Annotated in this window: 16 protein-coding genes; 7 read left to right on the top strand and 9 right to left on the bottom strand. The window is 70.6% G+C overall.

Annotated elements, in window-relative coordinates; all coding sequences use genetic code 11:
• Nucleotides 1-77 precede the first annotated feature (77 nt).
• From DXK32_RS07990 to DXK32_RS07980, 3 genes are all read left to right on the top strand, one after another.
• Nucleotides 78-617 carry an RT0821/Lpp0805 family surface protein gene (locus tag DXK32_RS07990; RefSeq protein WP_432612340.1) on the top strand — a complete coding sequence of 180 codons (540 nt, stop codon included), beginning with the start codon at nt 78-80 and terminating at the stop codon, nt 615-617.
• A 45-nt stretch (nt 618-662) separates the two neighbouring features.
• Nucleotides 663-2,825 carry a tetratricopeptide repeat protein gene (locus DXK32_RS07985; RefSeq protein WP_114858020.1) on the top strand — a complete coding sequence of 721 codons (2,163 nt, stop codon included), beginning with the start codon at nt 663-665 and terminating at the stop codon, nt 2,823-2,825.
• 115 nt (nt 2,826-2,940) lie between these two features.
• A complete protein-coding gene (locus tag DXK32_RS07980; RefSeq protein ID WP_114858019.1) occupies nt 2,941-3,186 on the top strand; it encodes a hypothetical protein in 246 nt (81 codons plus the stop codon).
• A gap of 1 nt (nt 3,187) precedes the next feature.
• Here the strand turns inward: DXK32_RS07980 and DXK32_RS07975 are convergent, their stop codons facing one another.
• Nucleotides 3,188-4,888, bottom strand: a complete 1,701-nt coding sequence (locus DXK32_RS07975; protein ID WP_114858018.1) for a tetratricopeptide repeat protein — start codon at nt 4,886-4,888, stop codon at nt 3,188-3,190.
• Nucleotides 4,889-4,970: 82 nt separating this feature from the next.
• Between DXK32_RS07975 and DXK32_RS07970 the strand changes: the two genes are divergently transcribed.
• Complete coding sequence (locus tag DXK32_RS07970) at nt 4,971-5,735, top strand: glycosyltransferase family 2 protein (RefSeq protein WP_114858017.1); 765 nt, start codon at nt 4,971-4,973, stop codon at nt 5,733-5,735.
• On the opposite strand, the gene DXK32_RS07965 is transcribed toward DXK32_RS07970, so the two are convergent.
• The 6 genes from DXK32_RS07965 to DXK32_RS07940 all read right to left on the bottom strand — a co-directional run bounded on the left by DXK32_RS07965 (nt 5,726) and on the right by DXK32_RS07940 (nt 11,117).
• A complete protein-coding gene (locus DXK32_RS07965) occupies nt 5,726-5,959 on the bottom strand; it encodes a hypothetical protein (RefSeq protein ID WP_035678364.1) in 234 nt (77 codons plus the stop codon). The genes DXK32_RS07970 and DXK32_RS07965 overlap by 10 nt on opposite strands.
• Nucleotides 5,960-6,400: 441 nt before the next feature.
• Complete coding sequence (locus DXK32_RS07960) at nt 6,401-6,607, bottom strand: DUF1656 domain-containing protein (RefSeq protein ID WP_035678363.1); 207 nt, start codon at nt 6,605-6,607, stop codon at nt 6,401-6,403.
• Nucleotides 6,604-8,691 (bottom strand): FUSC family protein, encoded by a 2,088-nt coding sequence (locus tag DXK32_RS07955; protein ID WP_114858016.1) that lies wholly within the window; start codon nt 8,689-8,691, stop codon nt 6,604-6,606. The genes DXK32_RS07960 and DXK32_RS07955 overlap by 4 nt, the downstream gene beginning before the upstream one ends.
• Entirely contained in the window at nt 8,688-9,593 is a 906-nt protein-coding gene (locus DXK32_RS07950) for an efflux RND transporter periplasmic adaptor subunit (protein ID WP_114858015.1), read from the bottom strand. The genes DXK32_RS07955 and DXK32_RS07950 overlap by 4 nt, the downstream gene beginning before the upstream one ends.
• 90 nt (nt 9,594-9,683) lie before the next feature.
• Nucleotides 9,684-10,160: a MarR family winged helix-turn-helix transcriptional regulator gene (locus DXK32_RS07945; protein ID WP_114858014.1), complete on the bottom strand. Its 477-nt coding sequence runs from the start codon at nt 10,158-10,160 to the stop codon at nt 9,684-9,686.
• 57 nt (nt 10,161-10,217) lie between these two features.
• Nucleotides 10,218-11,117, bottom strand: a complete 900-nt coding sequence (locus tag DXK32_RS07940) for a LysR family transcriptional regulator (RefSeq protein WP_114858013.1) — start codon at nt 11,115-11,117, stop codon at nt 10,218-10,220.
• Nucleotides 11,118-11,246: 129 nt separating this feature from the next.
• Between DXK32_RS07940 and DXK32_RS07935 the strand changes: the two genes are divergently transcribed.
• On the top strand, nt 11,247-12,440 hold the full coding sequence (locus DXK32_RS07935; protein WP_114858012.1) for an MFS transporter: 1,194 nt from the start codon (nt 11,247-11,249) through the stop codon (nt 12,438-12,440).
• 43 nt (nt 12,441-12,483) lie between these two features.
• Entirely contained in the window at nt 12,484-13,308 is an 825-nt protein-coding gene (locus DXK32_RS07930; RefSeq protein WP_114858011.1) for an aldo/keto reductase, read from the top strand.
• Between the two features lie 9 nt (nt 13,309-13,317).
• Here the strand turns inward: DXK32_RS07930 and DXK32_RS07925 are convergent, their stop codons facing one another.
• Both DXK32_RS07925 and DXK32_RS07920 read right to left on the bottom strand, forming a co-directional pair.
• Nucleotides 13,318-15,099 (bottom strand): SLC13 family permease, encoded by a 1,782-nt coding sequence (locus DXK32_RS07925; RefSeq protein ID WP_114858010.1) that lies wholly within the window; start codon nt 15,097-15,099, stop codon nt 13,318-13,320.
• Between the two features lie 32 nt (nt 15,100-15,131).
• A complete protein-coding gene (locus tag DXK32_RS07920; protein ID WP_114858009.1) occupies nt 15,132-17,150 on the bottom strand; it encodes an AsmA family protein in 2,019 nt (672 codons plus the stop codon).
• 189 nt (nt 17,151-17,339) lie between these two features.
• Here DXK32_RS07920 and DXK32_RS07915 point away from each other — a divergent pair, with 189 nt between their 5' ends.
• On the top strand, nt 17,340-18,443 hold the full coding sequence (locus DXK32_RS07915) for a hypothetical protein (RefSeq protein WP_205215669.1): 1,104 nt from the start codon (nt 17,340-17,342) through the stop codon (nt 18,441-18,443).
• Nucleotides 18,444-18,446 lie beyond the last annotated feature (3 nt).

The raw sequence follows: 18,446 nt of genomic DNA, 5'->3' as shown, positions 1-18,446 counted from the left end.
GCGGTCCGTCACGCGGACGGAATAGTTTGCGGGGCTGCCATGTTCATGGACAGAGGTTCCGTTCCGTGGGGTTCGACATGAAGGCCAAGGGGATCGTTGCGGTTGTGTTGTCCGTGGGCCTGCTGGCCGGCTGCGCCAGCCCCTATGGCTATGGGTATGGCGGGGGCTATGGCGGGTACGGGGCCAATTACGGGGGCGGCTACGCTCCCGGCTATGGCAACAAGGCGACGGCGGGCACGCTGCTCGGCGGCGTGGCCGGCGGCCTCGCCGGGTCGCGCTTTGGCGGCGGCACGGGCAAGCTGGTGGCGGTCGGCATCGGCACGCTGCTCGGCGCGGCGCTCGGCAACGCCGCCGGCCAGTCGATGGACCGCGCCGACCTGATGTACGCGCAGCAGGCGGCGGGGCAGGCCTACATGGCGCCCACCGGCGCCACCGTGCAGTGGAACAACCCGCAGACCGGCAACTGGGGCACCTACACCCCGACCCGCGACGGCACCGGCCCCTATGGCGAGCTGTGCCGGGAATTCCAGACCAGCATCGTGGTCGGCGGGCAGCTCCAGCAGGGCTACGGCACCGCCTGCCGCCAAGCGGACGGAAGCTGGCGCATGGTGAGCTGACGCGCGCTCTTCAGCCCTGCGGAGAAATGCTTTACACAAGCCAGCATGGCGACGATCAAGGACATGCTGGCCGCGGCGCTGGCCCATCATCAGGCCGGACGGCTGGCGCAGGCCGCCGCCGGCTATCAGGCCGTCCTCGACACCGTGCCCGACCATGCGGACGCGCTTCACCTGCTTGGCGTCGTCTATCTCCAGGCCGGACACCCGGCGGAGGCCGAGCCGCGCATCCGCGCCGCCATCCGCGCCGACGCGACCGTCGCCGACTATCAGGACAATCTGGGCAGTGCGCTGCGCGCCCTGGACCGGGCGGCGGAGGCCGCGGACGCCCACCGCGCGGCAATCCGCCTGCGTCCGGCCTTCGCGCAGGCCCACTACAACCTCGGCAACGCGCTGGACCGGCTGGGCCGGCTGGAGGCGGCCGCGGATGCCTACCGGCAGGCTGCCGCGTTGCGTCCCGGCTACGCACGGGCGCGCTTCAACCTCGGCAACACGCTGACGGCGCTCGGCCGGCTGGCCGAGGCGGATGACGCCTTCCGCGCCGCCCTGGCCGACGATCCCGGATTCGGGGAGGCGCACGCCAACCGGGCCTCGCTGATGCTGCAACGCGGGCGGGCGGCGGAGGCTGAGCGGGCCTTGCACAACGCGCTGGCGCTGCGCCCCGACCACGCCACGGCGCTCGCCAACCTGTCGGCCGCCCGGCTGGCCCTCGACGCGCCGATGGACGCCGAGCGGGCGGCGCGCCGCGCCGAATCCGTGCGCCCGGACTTCGCGGAGGCGGCGCTGCGCCGGGGCGACGCGCTGCAAAAGCACAACCGGCTGGCCGAGGCCGCCCGCGCCTACGCCCGCGCCGCCACCCTCTGTCCCGATCTGGCGGAGGCTTACGCGAACCTCGCGCTGGTCCGCCAGACGCAGGGCGGCCTGGATGCCGCCGAGGCCGGCTATCGCCGCGCCTTGACGCTGCGGCCCGATCTGGCCGAGGTGCGTTCCAACCTCGCCTATCTGGACCTGTTCCGGCCCGGCGTGACGCTGGCCCGCGTGCTGGAGGCGCACCGCGGCTGGGACGCCGTGCACGGCGCTCCGCTGCGGTCCGAGTGGGCGCCGCGCGCGCCATGGGTGCGCAACGACACCCGTCCGCTGCGCGTCGGCATCCTGTCGGGCGACTTCCGCCGCCACCCGGCGGGGCAGTTCGCGGTGCGGGCGGTGGAGGCGCTGCCGGACTTCGGCGTCGAGCTGACCCTCTACGCCAACCAGCTGGAAGCGGACGACCTGACCAACCGCTTCCGCGCCGCGGCGGCGCGCTGGGTGCCGGTCGCCGACCGGACCGACGCTGAACTTGCAACAGTGATCCGCAACGACCGGCTGGACGCGCTGATCGACCTCGCCGGGCACAACGCCCGCGGACGGCTGGGCGTCTTCGCGCGCAAGCCGGCGCCGCTCCAGGTGGCATGGTCCGGCTACATGGCGACCACCGGTCTCGCCGCCATGGACGCGCTGGTCGCCGACTCCCACCATGTGCCGGAGGGGGCGGAGCGCTTCTACGGCGAGCGCATTCTGCGCATGCCCGGCGCCTTCATCGCCTACGACCCGCCACCGGACGCGCCGGAACCCGGCCCGCCGCCCTGCCTGACCGGCGGGCCCGTCACCTTCGGCGTTTTCAACATCCTGACCAAGCTGACCGACGAGGTGCTGTCCACCTGGGCTGCCCTGCTCGCCCGCGTGCCCGAGTCGCGCCTGCTGCTGAAAACCAAGGCGCTGTCCTGCCCGGACACCGCCGCCGATTGGCGCGCGCGGCTGGCCGCGGCGGGCATCGCGCCGGAGCGGCTGATCCTGGCCGGGGCGACCGACAGCCGCGAGCATATGGGCTGGTGCGCCCGCGTGGACGTGGCGCTGGACCCCTTCCCCTTCGCCGGCAGCACGACGACGCTGGAGACGCTGTGGATGGGGGTGCCGGTCGTCACCCTGCCCGGCGAGACCTTCTCCAGCCGCCATTCCCTGGCGTTCCTGAACGTGGCGGGGGTCGAGGGCTGCGTCGCCCGCGATCCAGCGGACTATGTGGACCTCGCCTCCCGCTGGGCCGCCGCCCCGGAGCGGCTGGCGGACCTGCGCCGCACCCTGCGCCCACGCATGGCGGCCGGACCGCTGTGCGACGGCCGGATGTTGGCGGAAGCGCTGGCGACGTCTCTGCGCGACTTGGCGACGGCCCCCTAGCCTTTCCGGATAGGACGGCGCAAATCCCTAAATTGGGGGTTGTTTGTCAGAAGGTTTTTCGTCACACGTTGTATATCAGATTCATCAAGGGTCGCCACGCCCAGGGAGCTCCTGGATGCTGAACCTTTCGGCTGTCCGCACCGCCATCGAGGATGTGGAGCAGGCCATCGCCGCGATGCTGGCGCCGGAGACCCTGGCCGCCAATACGGTGGCCGCCAACCGGCGGGCGCTGGCCCGCCTCTACACCGCCTACGCCCAAGGCATTCTCAAGCGGCACGGCATCGCCGTGGACCTGGACGATGTCTGCGGGCAATGCTGCCGCGACTGCCCGGATGGACACTGCGCCCGGCTCCCCTGCTGAGTCACTTTTCCCCGATGAAGCGGACCCAGGGGAAATCCAGAACGTCGAAGCCGCGCACCCGCAACCCGTTCTCCCGCCGTTCCCCCCGCCCTTGCAGCGCGTCGAGCACCGCGAAGGGGGCGGCCTGATCGAGCATCCAGAATCCCCGCCCCTCCCGCAGGAAGGCCCCGATATAGGCCGCGGTCGAAGCGAGGAAGGCACGCCCTAGCGGAGTCGGCTGGAACGCCGCGAAGCAGACGGTGATGTCCCGCGTCGGGCCGCGCCAGCGGGCGTCGCGCAGCAGACCGACGTCGGAGTCCTCAAGCAGCGCCACCAGCCCTTCAAGCCCCCCGGCCGCCCCCTCGGCCAACGTGCAGTCGGCGTCCAGATGCAGCAGGAGCCGCCCCCAACGCGTCATCAACTGGTGCCAGCGCAGGAAGCGGATGCAGGCGTAGTAGGTGGTGCGCCGGTGATCGTCCCAGCCCGTGAAGTCCACCGCCTCCCGGCTCCAGCCCAGCGGCAGGCGCTCCCGCCGCCGGGCGAGGTCGGCCAACGTTTCCGGCGAGGGGTTGACCACATGGACATGGACCGCCATGCCGCCGCCCGTCCGCGCCTCCACCGAATCGAGCAGGCCCATGGCGAAGCGCCGGTAATAGCCATCGTCGCAGGACACCGCCAGCAGCGGCCCGCTCCCGGCCGGCGGCTCGGCCAGAAGCTCCAGCGGCGGGAAGGAGTCCAGCAGGGCGTCGGCGTCTGGCAGCCCGTCCAGCGCCCGCCGCCCGGCCCGCACCATCGACCACAGGCGCAGTTCGAAATCCGCCGCCACCTCCGCCGCCGTGAAGCGCCGGGCAAAGCGCCGCATGAAGCGGCTGGCGAGGTCCGTCCGTCCCCACCGGTAAAAGCGGTAGGCGACCACGGCCGCCGCCCGCGTGTCGCGCGGGTTGCGGCGCAGAGCCGTCGTGGCGGTGCGGGCGGCGCGGTCCAACAGCCAATCCGGCGCCTGCCCGGCCTGGACGAGCGCCAGAGCCGCCCCGATCAAGGCATCCGCCGCCGCCCCATGCCGCGGATCGGCGGTCACGGTGCACGTCAGGGCACGCCCCGCGCGCTCCACCAATTCCGGGTCGAGGCGGTGGGCGTGCGACAGCGGGCGGTCCAGCCCGGCGTCGGCGAGCGCGCTCACCGCGGCGTTGTGCAGCGCGTCGGGATGGGCCGGCGCCAGGGCCACCGCCTGCCGGCGCAGCCGCGCCGCGTCCTCCGCCCGGCCAAGCGCGGCCAGGGCGTTGGCGCGGTTGATGCGCGCCTCCGCGAAGTCGGGCCGCCAGGCCAGCGCTTGGGCGAAGGCCGCCGCCGCACCCGCCGCATCCCCGCGCTCCAGCCGCAGGGTGCCCAGCGTGAAGGTGGCCTGGACATCCGCGGGGTCGAGCGTCGCCGTACGGGCGAAGGCGCGCTCCGCCGCGTCGGCCTGCCCCGCCGCGCGCAGAGTCCGCGCCAGATTGCCGAGAAAATCCGCGTCGCCGGGCAGCAGCGCCACGGCGCGGAGCAGCAGCGGCAGCGCCGCGTTCGGCCGGCCGCTCTGGCTTTCCAGGACGCCCAGCAGGTGAAGCGCGTCGGGATGGCCCGGCTGGCCGCGCAGGATGCTATGATAGAGCGGCCGGGCCGCGTCCAGCCGGCCCGCCTGATGGTGGCCGACCGCGGCGGCCAGGGCATCCCGAAGTGTCACCATGCCGCCTGTCTACACGCGCCGCCGCGCCGGAGTCCATGCGGTGTCGCAATCGGGGGCGCCGCTTTGTTGCGAAGGAGAGACCATGGCCGACCGGCCGCTCGTCAGCGTCATCACGCCAAGCTGGGGACGGGAAGCCTTCCTGCCGCTGTGCCACGCGCGCGTGCTGTCGCAGACCGTCCCCGACATCGAGTGGCTGGTGTTCGACGACAGTCCGCGCCCGTCCGCCTATCTCCAGCCGCTCGCCGGGCCGCGGCTGAAGTATTTCTACGCGCCGCGCCGCTACGCCATCGGGGAGAAGCGCAACATCCTGGCCGAGCACGCGCGCGGCGCGATCATCGTCCATTTCGACGACGACGATTTCTACGCCCCCACCTATGTGGAGCGGCTGCTCGGCTGGCTGGAGGCGGGGCACGACGCGGTGACTCTTTCCGGCTGGTTCCTGCACAGCGCGGTGCACGGGACCTTCGGCTATTGGGACACGGCGCGCGGCGGCTCCTATCACCGCTGGGGCCGGACGACTCGGTCCTACGTCGAGGCGCCGGAGACGCCGCCGTCCGACGACAATCTGCTGGGTTACGGATTCTCCTATGCCTACCGGCGGTCGGTGTGGGAGGCGGTCCGCTTTCCGGCGGTCAACGCCTGCGAGGACGCACCCTTCATGAAGGCGGCGCGGGAGCGCTTCCGCGTCGCCGCCTTTCCGGACGCCGAGGGGCTGTGCCTGCACACCCTGCACGCCCGCAGCACCAGCTTGTGCCTGCCGCAATACGAATTGCCGCCCCTGCTGCTGGAGCGTTTGTTCGGACCGGAGATCGCGGCTTACACGGGTGGTGGGGTGGATCAGACCTGAACGTCGAGATACATGCCGCGGCGGTAATTGCGCGGCAGCGTCAGGATGCCGTTGACCAGAAGGCTGGCGAGTTCACGGACGCTGGGGATACGCTGGCGTCCGCCGCCGACCTGCTCCGCGCGGTTGCGCACGCCGACCGCGCCGGGCGACGCGACTCGCCCGCCCCCGACCTCGGAGCGGATCGGTTCGTTGGAGCGGTCACCGGTGCGTCGCGTTTCAACCATGCCCGATGTTTACCGCAAAAACCGCTCAACCGGCAAGGCGGAGCCGGCGCGGTCCATCCGTTGTCCCGCGGAAGCGCCGATATCCCCTCTCCCCTCCGGGGAGAGGGTCAGGGTGAGGGGGTTGCGCTTTTGCCGAACGCAGCCACATGCGCATCCCCCTCACCGGCTCTCGGCGGATGCCAGAGGCATCCGCCTGCCGCCGTCAGCGCTGGCTTTCAGCCAGCGCGAGAGGCCCTGCGGGCCACCCTCTCCCCAGAGGAGAGAGGGTTATTAAGAGCCGGATAAAATCTTCCCGATTCTCAACCGTCCCATCGCTTGACAAACTGTTATATCAGCGGTAACCGATACGTCTCTAAACCTTATGGTTTGGATGGGTATAGGTGGTTCGGGGCGTCGGAGGGAAGTCCATAACAATAAGCGCCCCGACCCACCTTCTTCCCTTCACCGCAACCACGCGGTCAGCGCCGTCAGCGCGCTCAGCACCAGCACATAGAGCGCCAGATCGAACAGTGGCGGGTGCCAGACCCAGCCGTAGAAGCCCGCCGCCCGCAGACCGCGCCGCAGCAGGCCCGAGACGAACCACGCCGCGATCGCCAGGATCAGCAGCGGCGGGATGAACAGCCCGTAGATGTCGATTTCGCCGATCATGCGGTCACCGGTTCGCGGAGCGAGTCGCTGGAAGATTCGGGGGTAGCGAAGGTCAGGTGCGGGAACAGCGCGCGGCGCAAGCCCGCCAGCGCGATCACCGCCCGGTCACGCTCCGCCGAGCGCGGCTCGGCCGACAGGTTGGAGAGGGCGGCGTCCATCATCGGCAGGACCTCCGCCGGCGGCGTGCCGAGGCGGCGGCTGGACAGGCCGCGGAAATGCTGCCCCACCGCCCCCAGCAGCCGCGCCACATGGGGCGCCGCCGGACCGCCCAGCGCGCGGCGGGCGCGCTGCAATTCCGCGATGTTCAGCCCAACCCGCAGGTCGTTCACCGCGTCCGCCGCCGCCAGATCCTGCTGCGGACCGGCCAGCGCCAGACGGGAGGACAGCAGCCCCACCCGGTCGAGCATCCGGTTCTCGAAGCTGCCCACCGGAATGCCGGAGCGGGCGGCGGTCATCCCCGCGATCTCGCTCCAGCCGGCGCGGAGCAGGCGCCGGGCGCTCCAGGCCGCGCCAACCGAACGGCAAAGCTGGGTGACCAGCAGCGCCGTGGCGATGCCCACCACCTGGGCCACGTTGCTGTTGAGGAAGGAGGCGAAGTCTCCCGACCCGAGGTCGAGCAGGCTGAGCGAGCCGACCACCCCCATCAGCAGGGCCATCGCCTTGCCCATGGTCGCCGGGCGGGCGATGAAGACCCCCAGCGTCAGGAAGGTCGGGGCAAGGCCCAGCACCAGCATGGGGAAGCTGTCGAAGGACGGCAGCACGACCAGCAGGTAGAAGGCGGCCAGCGGCACCGACAGCAGGGTGAAGACCAGGAACAGCCGGATGCCCGGCGCCGGGTCGTCCAGCGAGGCGAAGAAGCAGCAGAAGACCGCCGTCATCATCGCCGCCGTCGATCCCGACGACCAGCCGGTGCCGATCCAGAAGGCGCAGACCACCGCGATTCCGAGCAACGCCGCGAAGCCCGACCACAGGGCCATGCCGGCGTCGAGATGGAAGACGTCGCGCGACCGGCGGCGGGTCAGCGGGTCGAGACGCTCCGGCAGGCTGCCCTTGCCGTCGCGGATGTGCGCCCGCAGGTCGCGGCAATCCTGATGGATGTCCACCAGCGAGCGCAGCCGGGTCAGCAGATTGAGAAGCGTCGCCTCCTTCCAGCCGGTGCCCTCCCCGATGGCCGGGGACAGCCGGGCGATCTCCGCGCGCAGACAGTCGGCGCCGCCCTCCTCCTCACCGCCGCCGGCTGATTCGCTGGCCACCCAGCGGTCGAGATCGGCCAACAGGGTGGAGACCTCGGCGGGCAACTGGCCGCGCAGGGCGTCCAGCCGGTCCTCGATGCCCGCGGTCAGCGGCAGCAGATAGGCCATGCGGTCCTGCATCGCCCGCACCGCCCGCGTCATCCAGCGGACCTCCGACGTGTCGTAGGGCAGATGGGTCGCCATGACGCGCAGTTCGGTGATGTCGCGGGCCAGCTTCTGCCGCTCCTGGGCGTTGGCCGCGCCCTCCGGCGCACGCTCGCGCGACAGGGCCTCGCGCGTCCAGCGCTCGGCGTCGCGCAGCGTGGCGTCCAGCCGGCCGAGCAGCGCCGGGCCGACGCTCTGCGGGAAGACCACGCTGTGCACCAGGGTGGCGCAGAGGATGCCGATCAGGATCTCCTCGACGCGGGCCAGACCGGTGTCGAAGATGGTCGACGGGTCGGTCACCGCGGGAAAGCCGATCAGACCGATGGTGTAACCAGCCAGCATGAACAGGTAGCTGCGCGGCGTGCGGTCGAGCAGCGAGATGAACAGACAAACCGCCACCCACAGCCCCAGCGCCAGGGTCAGCAGCTCCGGCGAATCGGCAAGCGCCGGCACCAGGGCGATGGCCCCGGCGCAGCCCAGCGCCGTCCCGGCGACGCGGAAGACCGCCTTCGACCGCACCGCGCCCGACAGCGGGCCGGAGACGATGTAGGCGGTCGCCATCGCCCAGAAGGGCCGCGGCAGCCCCATGGAGAAGGCGATGTAGAGCGCCGCCATGGCCGCCGCGAAGGCCTTGGCCGAGAACAGCGCCTCGTTGAGTGAGACCAGCGTGAAGGCGGGAGTCCTCATTGCCCGGCCACCCGCTTGGCGGGCGCTCCCTGCTCGGTCTCCCGCACCACCTCGACGGTCACGGTGCGCCCGGCGACGAGGTCGCGGGGATCGGGCACCTGCTCCAGCGCGACGCGCACGGGGATGCGCTGGGCCAGACGGACCCAGTTGAAGGTCGGGTTGACGTTGGGCAGCAGGCCCGTGCCATCGGTGCGGTCGCGGTCGACGATGGCGTGGGTCACGCTGTCGACCCGTCCGGTCAGCCGCTCGGGCTCGCCCATGATGGTGACGCGGACCGGGTCGCCGACGCGGATGCGCGGCAGCTTGGTCTCCTCGAAATAGCCGACGACGTAGAAGGAATTCCGGTCGATCACCGCGACCACCGGCTGGCCCGCCGTCACGTAGTTGCCGGCCTTGAGCTGGAGGTTGGTGACGAAGCCGTCCACGGTCGCCCGCACCTCCGTCCGCTCCAGGTTGAAGCGGGCGAGGTCGAGCGCCGCCTCCATCTGGCGCGCGGCGGCGGCGGCCTTGGCCTGGGCGGAGGCGACCTCCTGCCGCTGGGCGGTGGAGACGACGTTGTTGCCGAGCTGCGCGTAGCGGTCGGCCTCGGCCTTGCGGAAGGACAGTTCGGCCCGCGCGCTTTCCAGATTGGCCTCGGCCTGATCGACGGCGAGGCGGTAGCGGCTGGGGTCCACGACGAACAGGACGTCGCCCTTGCGGATCGCCTGGTTGTCGATGACCCGCACCTCGGTCACCAGACCGGCGACGTCGGAGGACACCTGCACCACGTCGGCCCGCACCCGTCCGTCGCGGGTCCAGGGCTGGTTCATGTAGTAGTCCCACAACCACCAGCCGCCGCCGACGGCGCCCAGCGTGACGACCAGCGTGACCGTGATCCGAATGAGAAGGGAGAAGAGTTTCACCGTGGTTCGTCCTTGCGCTCCACCGGCCCGGCCGGGAGCGATCGTTCCGTATCCCGCCGCTGCGGGACGCGCTGCTGTGTAGAACCCCCGTCAGCCCTTCATGGCTCGGGCGTTCGACTCAATCGCCGCCATGACCCGCACGGCCCCCGCGATCTCCGGGCCGGAAGCCCCCTCAAGCAGGCGGCGGCGCACGTCGTTCAGCGCGGCGTTGACGCGGGCCAGCAGGTCGCGGCCCTGGTCCGTCAGGTGCAGGGTCTTGGCCCGCCGGTCGTCCGGGGCCTCCCGGCGCTCGACCAGCTTCGCGGCTTCCAGGCTGTCAAGCAGCCGGACCAGCGACGGCCCCTCCACCCCCATCTCCTCGGCCAGCTCGCGCTGACGCATCCCGTCGCCGAGTTCGTTCAGAAGCATCAACGGCGAGATGACGGAGGAGGAAAAGCCGCTCTCCGCCAGCACCTTGTTCGCTTCCCGCCGCCACAGATGGGCGGCGCGGAACAGGTGGATGCCGAAGTTGGACGGAAAGTTCGGGGCGGCGGTGGGAGCGGGGATGGACGGGTCGTTCGATTGCATGCCTATTTAATAGCTTTGCTATCTAATTTCGGCAAGACGCCCCACCCCGCTGCTCGGTCATTGCAGGCATGCGCGCATCCGCGGCGTCATGTGGTCGAGGAAGGCGCGGACCCGGTGCGGCACCCGCTCCCGCCCGGTGTAGACGGCGTGGATCTCCTCGCGGTCCACCAGCACCTCGTCGAGCACGCTGACCAGCCGCCCGGCGGCGAGGTCGGGGCGGATGTGGTATTCGGCCAGCCGGGCCAGACCGAGGCCGAGCAGGGCCATGTGGCGCACCGTCTCGCCGTTGTTGGCGACGATGCGCGTGTCGATCTCGCGGTCGATCAGCCGCCCGCCGGACTTCAGTGGCCAGACCGCGGCGGCACGGCGGAAGTTGAAGCCCAGGCAGTCGTGGCGCTCCAGGTCGGCGGCGCTCTCCGGCCGGCCCTTGCGCTCCAGGTAATCCGGCGCGGCCACGATGCGCCGCCGCACGTCGCCCAGCCGCACCGCCAGCAGCGCCGAGTCGGACAGCCGCCCGGCGCGGAAGGCCACGTCGGTCCGCGCCGCGTAGAGGTCCACCACCTCGTCGGTCAGGGTCAGGTCCAGCCGGATGCCGGGATAGGCCAGCGTGAAGTCGGGCAGCAGCGGCAGCAGGCAATGCCGCCCGAAGGGCACCGACACGCTGATGCGGATCAGGCCGGTGGGCGAGCGGGCGCCGCCCGCCACCTCCGCCTCCATGGCGTCGAGGTCGCCCAAGAGGCTCTCCGCCCGCTCGCGGTACAGTTCGCCCTCCGCGGTCAGGCGCAGCCGGCGGGTGGAGCGTTCGACCAGCCGCACGCCGAGCCGTTCCTCCAGCCGGGTCACCAGCTTGGCGGTGGAGGACGGGGTCATGCCGACCTCACGCCCGGCGGCGCTGAAGCTGCCCAGCGCCGCGACGCGCAGGAAGACCCTCATGTCCCAGGCCCGGCTGTCGCTCATCGGGTGTGCCCTTCCGCCGATCTTGTCATTCAATGACACGATCATGCGAAAACGGACGGCATTCCGCATCCATTCCTTTTGGCGCATCTGATGCGTCCTGCACAGCTCGCATGGATGGAGCCTTCAGTCATGCCACTCGCACTGCTGGCGCTGGCGATCAGCGCCTACGCCATCGGGACGACGGAATTCGTCATCGTCGGCCTGCTGCCGACCGTCGCCACCGACCTCAACGTCAGCCTGCCGATGGCCGGCATGGTGGTCAGCGTCTACGCCCTGGGGGTCACCGTCGGCGCCCCGGTCCTGACCGCGCTGACCGGCCGGCTGCGGCGCAAGCCGCTGCTGCTCGGCCTGATGGGCCTGTTCATCGCCGGCAACCTGCTGGCCGGTGTCAGCCCCAATTACGAGACGCTGCTGGCCGCCCGCGTGCTCAGCGCCTTCGCGCACGGCGTCTTCTTCTCGGTCGGCGCGACCATCGCCGCCGACCTCGTGCCGGAGAACAAGCGGGCCTCGGCCATCGCCATGATGTTCTCCGGCCTGACCATCGCCATCGTCACCGGCGTGCCGATGGGCACCTGGATCGGCCAGCATTTCGGCTGGCGCGCGACCTTCCTGGCGGTCTCCGCCCTGGGCGTGATCGGCGCGCTGGGCGTCGCGGCGCTGGTCCCGGCGAAGCTCAGCCAGCCGCCCGCCGCCGGCCTCGGCACCCAGGTCCGCGTGCTGGCCAAGCCGCGCCTGCTGCTGGCCTTCGCCATCACGGCGCTCGGCTATGGCGGGACCTTCGTCGCCTTCACCTATCTGGCGCCGATCCTGGAGACGATCACCGGCTTCTCCAGCGGCACGGTCAGCCTCGTGCTGGTGCTCTACGGAGCGGCCATCGCGGTCGGCAACATGGTCGGCGGCAGAGTCGCCAACCGCAACCCGGTCCGCGCGCTGGCCTGGCTGTTCGCCCTTCAGGCGGTCGTGCTGATCGTCTTCACCTTCACCGCCTCCAGCCCGGTCCCGGCGCAGGTCACCCTGGCCGGCATGGGCGCGCTGGCCTTCGCCAACGTGCCGGGGCTCCAGCTCTACGTCGTGCAGCTGGCGCAGCGCCACGCGCCGGGCGCGGTGGACGTCGCCTCGGCCCTCAACATCGCCGCCTTCAACCTGGGCATCGCCGCCGGCGCCTTCTTCGGCGGGCGGGTGGTGGACAGCCCCCTCGGCCTCGCGGCAACACCGTGGGTGGGTGGGCTGTTCGTCCTGGGTGGGCTGGCGCTGACCCTGCTCAGCGGCGCGCTCGACCGCAGGGACGGGCGCCGCGGCGAGGCCGTCGCCCAGCCGGCGTGATACTACATAGATAAGAAATCCACGTTCGAGAGGATCGAGACCAATGCACACCGTGAGCGCCAACGGCGCCTCCATCCCCGCCCTCGGCTTCGGCACCTTCCGCATGAGCGGCCCCGACGTGCTGCGCATGGTGCCGGAGGTCCTGAAGCTCGGCTTCCGCCACATCGACACCGCGCAGATCTACGGCAACGAGAGCGAGGTCGGCGAGGCCATCAAGGCGTCCGGCCTGCCGCGCGGCGAGGTCTTCCTGACCACCAAGGTCTGGGTCAGCAACTACAAGGCCGACGACTTCCGCCGCTCGGTGGACGAGAGTCTGGCGAAGCTGCGCACCGATTACGTGGACCTGCTGCTGCTCCACTGGCCGAACGAGGCCGTGCCGCTCGCCGAGCAGATCGAGTCGCTGAACGCCGTCCGGGCCGCCGGCAAGACCCGCCACATCGGCGTCAGCAACTTCAACCGGACGCTGCTGGACGAGTCCGTGCGCCTCAGCACGGCGCCGATCGTGACCAACCAGATCGAGTACCACCCCTATCTCGACCAGTCGGTGATGCTGGAGGCGGCGCGCCGCCACGGCCAGTCGGTCACCGCCTATTACGCCATGGCCGACGGCAAGGTCTTCAAGGACCCGGTGCTGACCGACATCGCCGCCCGGCTGGGCCGGAGCCCCGCCCAGGTGGTCCTGCGCTGGCTGGTCCAGCAGGAGGGGGTGATCGCCCTGTCGAAGACGGTCGGCGAAAAGCGCGCCGCCGAGAATCTCGCCGTCTTCGACTTCGCGCTGTCGGAGGCGGACATGGCGGCCATCCACGGCCTCGCCCGCCCCGACGGGCGGATCGTCAGCCCGGACGGTCTGGCGCCCGCCTGGGACTGACGTCCGGGGTCAATGCGGCATCAGGGGCCAGAACAGCGCGATCGCCGTCGTCCCCAGCACGATGACGATCAGCGACAGCGGCAAACCAAGCCGTGCGTAGTCGCTGAAGCGGTAGCCGCCCGGCCCCATGACCAGCGTGTTGCACTGGTGCCCGATGGGGGTGAGGAAGTCGCAGCCCGCCCCCACCGCCACCGCCATCAGGAAGGCGTCGGGCCGCAGGCCGAGATGGTTGGCGAGGCTGGCGGCGATGGGGGCCATCACCAGCACGGTGGCCGCGTTGTTGAGGAAGGGCGTCACCGCCATCGCCGCCACCAGCATCATAGCCAGCGCGCCGATGGGCGGCATCCCCTGCGCCGCGACGGACAGCCAGCCGGCGATCAGCTCCGTCCCGCCGGTGGTGCGCAACGCCTCGCTGACCGGGATGAGGGCGCCCAGCAGCACCAGGATCGGCCACTCGATCGACTCATAAGCTTCCTTCAGCGTGATGACCCGCAGCGCCGTCATGGCGACCGCGGCGCCGAAGAAGGCCAGCGTCACCGGGACGAGGCTGGTCGCCACCAGCCCGATGGTCACCGCCATCACCGCCAGCGCGATCCGCCGCTTGCGCCGCCGCCCGATGGACAGGTTGCGCTCCGCCAGCGGCAGGCAGCCCAATTCGTTCAGCGTGTCCGACAGCCCCGCCGCCCGCGCCTGGAGAACCACCAGATCGCCGGGCTGGAAACGGACGCGGCGCAGCCTCTGGCGGATCGGCCGACCGCGCCGGCTGAGCGCCAGCAGGTTGGCACCGTAGCGCTCGCGCAGCTCGACATCCTCCACATTGCTGCCGATCAGCGGGGAGCGCGGCTCCACCACCGCTTCGAGGACCGCCAGATCCTCGTCGCTCTGCACCCCCTCCAGCTCCTTCTCGTGCATCAGCTCCAGGCCGGCGTGCTTCACGAGGTCGCCCAGCGCCTGGGTGTCGGCCTCCAGAACCAGCACGTCGCCCGCCAGAAGCACCCAGTGGCCGGACGGGATGTGGCGGCGGTGCCGCCCGCGGATGATTGCCGCGACCGTCACGTCGCCCTCGCCATAGGCCTCCAGGTCGGCGACCGTCTTGCCGACGAAGGGTGACTTCTCCGGCAGCAGCGCCTCCGCCGTGTAGTCGTCGATGGAGAAGCCTCCGGCGCTGCCCGACGCCGCCTGCCGGCCGGTGGGCAGCAGGCGGTAGCCGACCGTCAGGAAGGCCACCCCCGCCACCGCGATGGTCAGGCCGACCGGTGTGAAGTCGAACATGGTGAAGGGTTCGCCGACCATCTCGTTGCGCAGGCGGCTGACGATGATGTTGGGGGAGGTGCCGACCAGCGTCATCAGCCCGCCCAGCAGCGAGCCGAAGGCCATCGGCATCAGCAGCGACGACACCTTCGTCCCGTTGCGCCGCGCCACCTGCATGGCGATGGGCATGAAGATGGCGAGCGCCCCGATGTTCTTGACCACCGCCGACAGCAGGGTCACCGCCCCGGTCAGCACGATGATCTGCGCCGGCACGGTCTTCATGCGGGCGCTGAGGGGGCGCATCACCTCCTCGACGATGCCGGAGCGGCCGACCGCCGCGCTGACCACCAGCGCCGAGCCGACGATGATGACGATGTCGTCGGAGAAGCCGCTGAAGGCGTCCTTTGGCTTGACGATCCCGACGGCCACCGCCGCCAGCAGCGCCAGCATGGCGACGAGATCGTAGCGCAGCTTGTCCCAGATCAGCAGCGCGATCACCGCGCCGATGATGCCGAAGGCGAGTCCCTGGTCGAGCGTCATGCAGCCCTTTTTTGGGAATTGTTGGTGCGTCGTTACTGCGATTTGCCGGACGGGGAGCCCGATGGCGCCGCGTCGCGCCCCTTGCCGGTCCCGCTGGAACCGGTGCTGGAGTTCGACGGGGACCGGGCGTTCCGGACGAGTTCGCCGCAGTGTGGCTGCTCGTTACTGCCTGGGTCAAGAAAAGGCAGGACGCTGGCCAGCGGCGTCAGCAGGACGCCGAGCGCCACCGCCGCGGCGCCGCGCGCCGCCGACTCCGTCGCGTTCACCCCGATGTCCGGCGCGCCCAGCGTGCCGCGGACATGGACCGGGACATGGGTGGCGAAGATCTGGGGACTCTTGGCGCGGCCCAGCACGGTCATGTCCATCGCCTCGCTGCGCAGGTTGATCGTGCCGTCCGCCGTCACCAGCGTTTCCGGCGTGTCGAGCACCAGGGCGCGGCTCTCCACCAGCCCGTCCTTCACCGTCACGTCGGCGACCAGGCAGTTGAAGGGCAAGGGCTTGTCGCCGGACAGCACCACCCCCAGCGTTTCCAGGATGTTGGTTTTCAGTCCCTTCACCGCGTAGCTGGTGATCCGGCCGCCGTCCACCGCAACGCCCAGCTTGCCGTCGGAAGACCCCAGGATGTTGGCGACCGTGGTGCCCTGCCCCTTGAGCTGGATGCGCCCGCTGGCCGTGCCGCCCATCTCCTGCGCGAAGGCCGTCTCGCGGAACAGCCGGGCCAGCTTGATCTGCCGGACGTCCAGATTCACGTCGAGCGCCGGGGTCTTGCGGCTTCCGTCGAGCACCGCCGTCCCGGCGACCCGCCCGCCGCCGACGCCGAGCGACAGCGGGTCGAGCACCAGCCGCCCGTTCTCCAGCTTGGCCCGCGCGTCGAGCGCGTCCAGCGTGGAGAAGGGCGCCTCCACATGCTCGCCACGGAATTTGACGTCCATGTCGGCGGTGCGCAGCTTCTCCAGCGGAACCTCGGTGGCCGGGATGATCCGCTCCCGCCCCTTGGTCGGGTAGTCGCCGCGGCCTTCCGGCGAGGCGCCGATGAAGCCCGCCAGATCGATCGCCGCCAGCTTGCGCGACGTGAGGTCGCCGGTGATCCGCGGACGCTCACCGCCCAGATCCACCGCGACCTGACCGGACAGGTCGCTCTCGCCGACCTTGCCGTTCAGCCCCTCGAACCGCCACACATCCCCCTCCCGGCCGAGATGGCCGGAGATGGCGTAGGGGCGCGTCGTCGGCACGGGAATGCCCAGGATCGGGAAGACGTCGGCCAGATCGTCGCCGCGCAGTTCCACCGACAGGTCGACGCCCTGGAGCAGGACCGGCTCGGCGATCGAGCCCTCGATCTTGCCGCGCGTCTTGCCGATGGCGGTTTCGACGCGCAGCGGGTAGGGCTTGGGATCGTCGCGCAGATACTCCAGCGAGCCGCCGGCCGCCGTCAGGGTGAAGGGCTTGCCGGCGAAGTCGCCCTTGCCGTCCAGCCGGACCTCCTGGTCGCCGTTGCCGCCGACCGCGGTGTTGATGCCGCTGTCGATGTCGATCTTGCGGATGGGGTCGCGGAAGCGCAGGCGCCCATCCTCGACCACCAGCGTCTCGATGATCGGCAGGTCGGTGCGGTCTTCCGGCTTCACCGTCTCCTTCGCCGCCTCCTTGCGCGGGTCCGGCCCGCCGAAATCCCAGTTCGCCGCACCCTCCCGGTTCTTCTCCAGAAGCAGCTTGGGACCGGTGAGGCGGATCTCCGGAAATTCGAAGTCGCCGCGCAGCAGCGGCCAGGGACGAAGCTGAAGGTCCAGCACCCGCAGTTCCGCCATCGTCCGGTCGTCGCCCCACTCCGCGTTGGCGACCCGAAGCCCCTCGACACGGATGCGCAGCGGGTCCCCCAACCGGACGTTGAGATCGCCGTCGATGGCGACCTCGCGGTTGAGCGCCTTCGACGCCTGCCGGGCGATGAAGCCGCGGGCGTCGTTCCAGTCGAAGACGGCCAAGGCGATGCCAATGCCCGCCGCCACGGTTACCACCAGCCCCATCAGGCCGTAGCCAATCCATTTCACCACGGCCATCCGCCGCGCCCCCCTGTCTGCCCGCACCGCACCCTGTGGCTGAATAACGGGCAAATGACCGGCGGTGTGACGCCTTACCTCCAAAGGGCAGACGAAGGGACGATCTTGTGCGGATTTAACGAAAAATTGAGCGAATCATGCTACGGGTGGTACCGCGCGGCTTTCCACTTCCCTCCCGATCCGAGAACTATGCGTTCACTTACGAATTTTGCCCCCTCCACCTTCGAGGAGCGCGGTGCCGCCGTGGCCTTCACCACCCCGGTGCTGGCGCAAACGCGGGTGCGCAAGGACGACCGGGACAAGCTGGAGGTTCTGATCCCCAACCTGTCGGACGGGCATGGGGTCTATGTGGTGCCGTGGAAGGGGCTGCCGGCCGCCTTCCCGATGACCGTCCACGACCGCATGTTGCAGGACCTGATCCGCAAGGCGGACGGCTGCTCGCCGGACGACATCCGCAAGGCGGTGCTCCAGGCGGCGCGCTGCGGCCTTGCCGGGCCGCTGGCCGTGGAGTCGGCCGAAGCCGCGCTTCGCGACGAGGACGAGCAGCGGCTGCTCATCAACTACCAACTCATCGTCGAGGTGCTGAAGGCGGTCGGGCTGGAATCGACGGACATCCTGCGCGCCGGCCTCGGCTCCGAGAAGGGCGAGCAGCTGACCCGCAGCTACATGACCAAGGCGGCGCAGAGCCTCGCCCTGGAGCCGACCGAACTCTACGCGCGCGTGGCCGAGCTGGCGACCTTCATGGAGCCGGTGGGCATCGCCACCTCGCCCAAGCCGGCGCGGCTGCGCCGTCTGGCGCGCGACCTGCTGCAGTTCCGCGACAGCATGACCGACTGGGCGAACGGCAGCGTGTCGGAGGCCGCCCCCATCGGCACCTTCTGCGCGGAGGTGGCGGAGCACACGCTCAACCAGGTCCGCAACGTGGTGAACCAGCTCGACCAGTCGGTCGCCGCTTTTGAAACGCTGCTGCGCCAGTGGGACACCAAGCGCACGCTGGTGCGGAGGTCGACCACACGGCTGTCCTGGCTGCTCGACGGCTGGGACTTCATCATCACGAGCTGGGCGGAGGCCCAGACCCGGAGCAAGCACGAGCAGGACATGACCGTGCACGAGCTGTTCCGCGTGCTGCCTCTGCTGCCCAAGAACGAGGAGAAGTCCGACCACGCCCTGCTGGCCGACCGGCTTCTGGCCTCGAACCGCCGCACGGTGCGCGCCTATGTGGACTGGCGCAGCGGCCAGCTCGACATGGACCTCGTGATGCGGATCGAGGCGATCAAGGCGAAGGCGGCCTGACCC

It is taken from the genome of Azospirillum brasilense (assembly GCF_003349955.1).
Taxonomy (GTDB): domain Bacteria; phylum Pseudomonadota; class Alphaproteobacteria; order Azospirillales; family Azospirillaceae; genus Azospirillum; species Azospirillum brasilense_B.
Note: the sequence above shows the minus strand (reverse complement) of the source record. Positions and strands in the feature narration are given on the sequence as shown.

What these genes read in the sequence shown, in the direction of transcription:
- DXK32_RS07935 (WP_114858012.1), top strand. Translation starts at nt 11,247, where the DNA reads ATGCCACTCGCACTGCTGGCGCTGGCGATCAGCGCCTACGCCATCGGG.
- DXK32_RS07925 (WP_114858010.1), bottom strand. Translation starts at nt 15,099, where the DNA reads ATGACGCTCGACCAGGGACTCGCCTTCGGCATCATCGGCGCGGTGATC.
- DXK32_RS07960 (WP_035678363.1), bottom strand. Translation starts at nt 6,607, where the DNA reads ATGATCGGCGAAATCGACATCTACGGGCTGTTCATCCCGCCGCTGCTG.
- DXK32_RS07980 (WP_114858019.1), top strand. Translation starts at nt 2,941, where the DNA reads ATGCTGAACCTTTCGGCTGTCCGCACCGCCATCGAGGATGTGGAGCAG.
- DXK32_RS07940 (WP_114858013.1), bottom strand. Translation starts at nt 11,117, where the DNA reads ATGAGCGACAGCCGGGCCTGGGACATGAGGGTCTTCCTGCGCGTCGCG.
- DXK32_RS07970 (WP_114858017.1), top strand. Translation starts at nt 4,971, where the DNA reads ATGGCCGACCGGCCGCTCGTCAGCGTCATCACGCCAAGCTGGGGACGG.
- DXK32_RS07985 (WP_114858020.1), top strand. Translation starts at nt 663, where the DNA reads ATGGCGACGATCAAGGACATGCTGGCCGCGGCGCTGGCCCATCATCAG.
- DXK32_RS07920 (WP_114858009.1), bottom strand. Translation starts at nt 17,150, where the DNA reads ATGGCCGTGGTGAAATGGATTGGCTACGGCCTGATGGGGCTGGTGGTA.
- DXK32_RS07930 (WP_114858011.1), top strand. Translation starts at nt 12,484, where the DNA reads ATGCACACCGTGAGCGCCAACGGCGCCTCCATCCCCGCCCTCGGCTTC.
- DXK32_RS07945 (WP_114858014.1), bottom strand. Translation starts at nt 10,160, where the DNA reads ATGCAATCGAACGACCCGTCCATCCCCGCTCCCACCGCCGCCCCGAAC.
- DXK32_RS07990 (WP_432612340.1), top strand. Translation starts at nt 78, where the DNA reads ATGAAGGCCAAGGGGATCGTTGCGGTTGTGTTGTCCGTGGGCCTGCTG.
- DXK32_RS07975 (WP_114858018.1), bottom strand. Translation starts at nt 4,888, where the DNA reads ATGGTGACACTTCGGGATGCCCTGGCCGCCGCGGTCGGCCACCATCAG.
- DXK32_RS07915 (WP_205215669.1), top strand. Translation starts at nt 17,340, where the DNA reads ATGCGTTCACTTACGAATTTTGCCCCCTCCACCTTCGAGGAGCGCGGT.
- DXK32_RS07955 (WP_114858016.1), bottom strand. Translation starts at nt 8,691, where the DNA reads ATGAGGACTCCCGCCTTCACGCTGGTCTCACTCAACGAGGCGCTGTTC.
- DXK32_RS07965 (WP_035678364.1), bottom strand. Translation starts at nt 5,959, where the DNA reads ATGGTTGAAACGCGACGCACCGGTGACCGCTCCAACGAACCGATCCGC.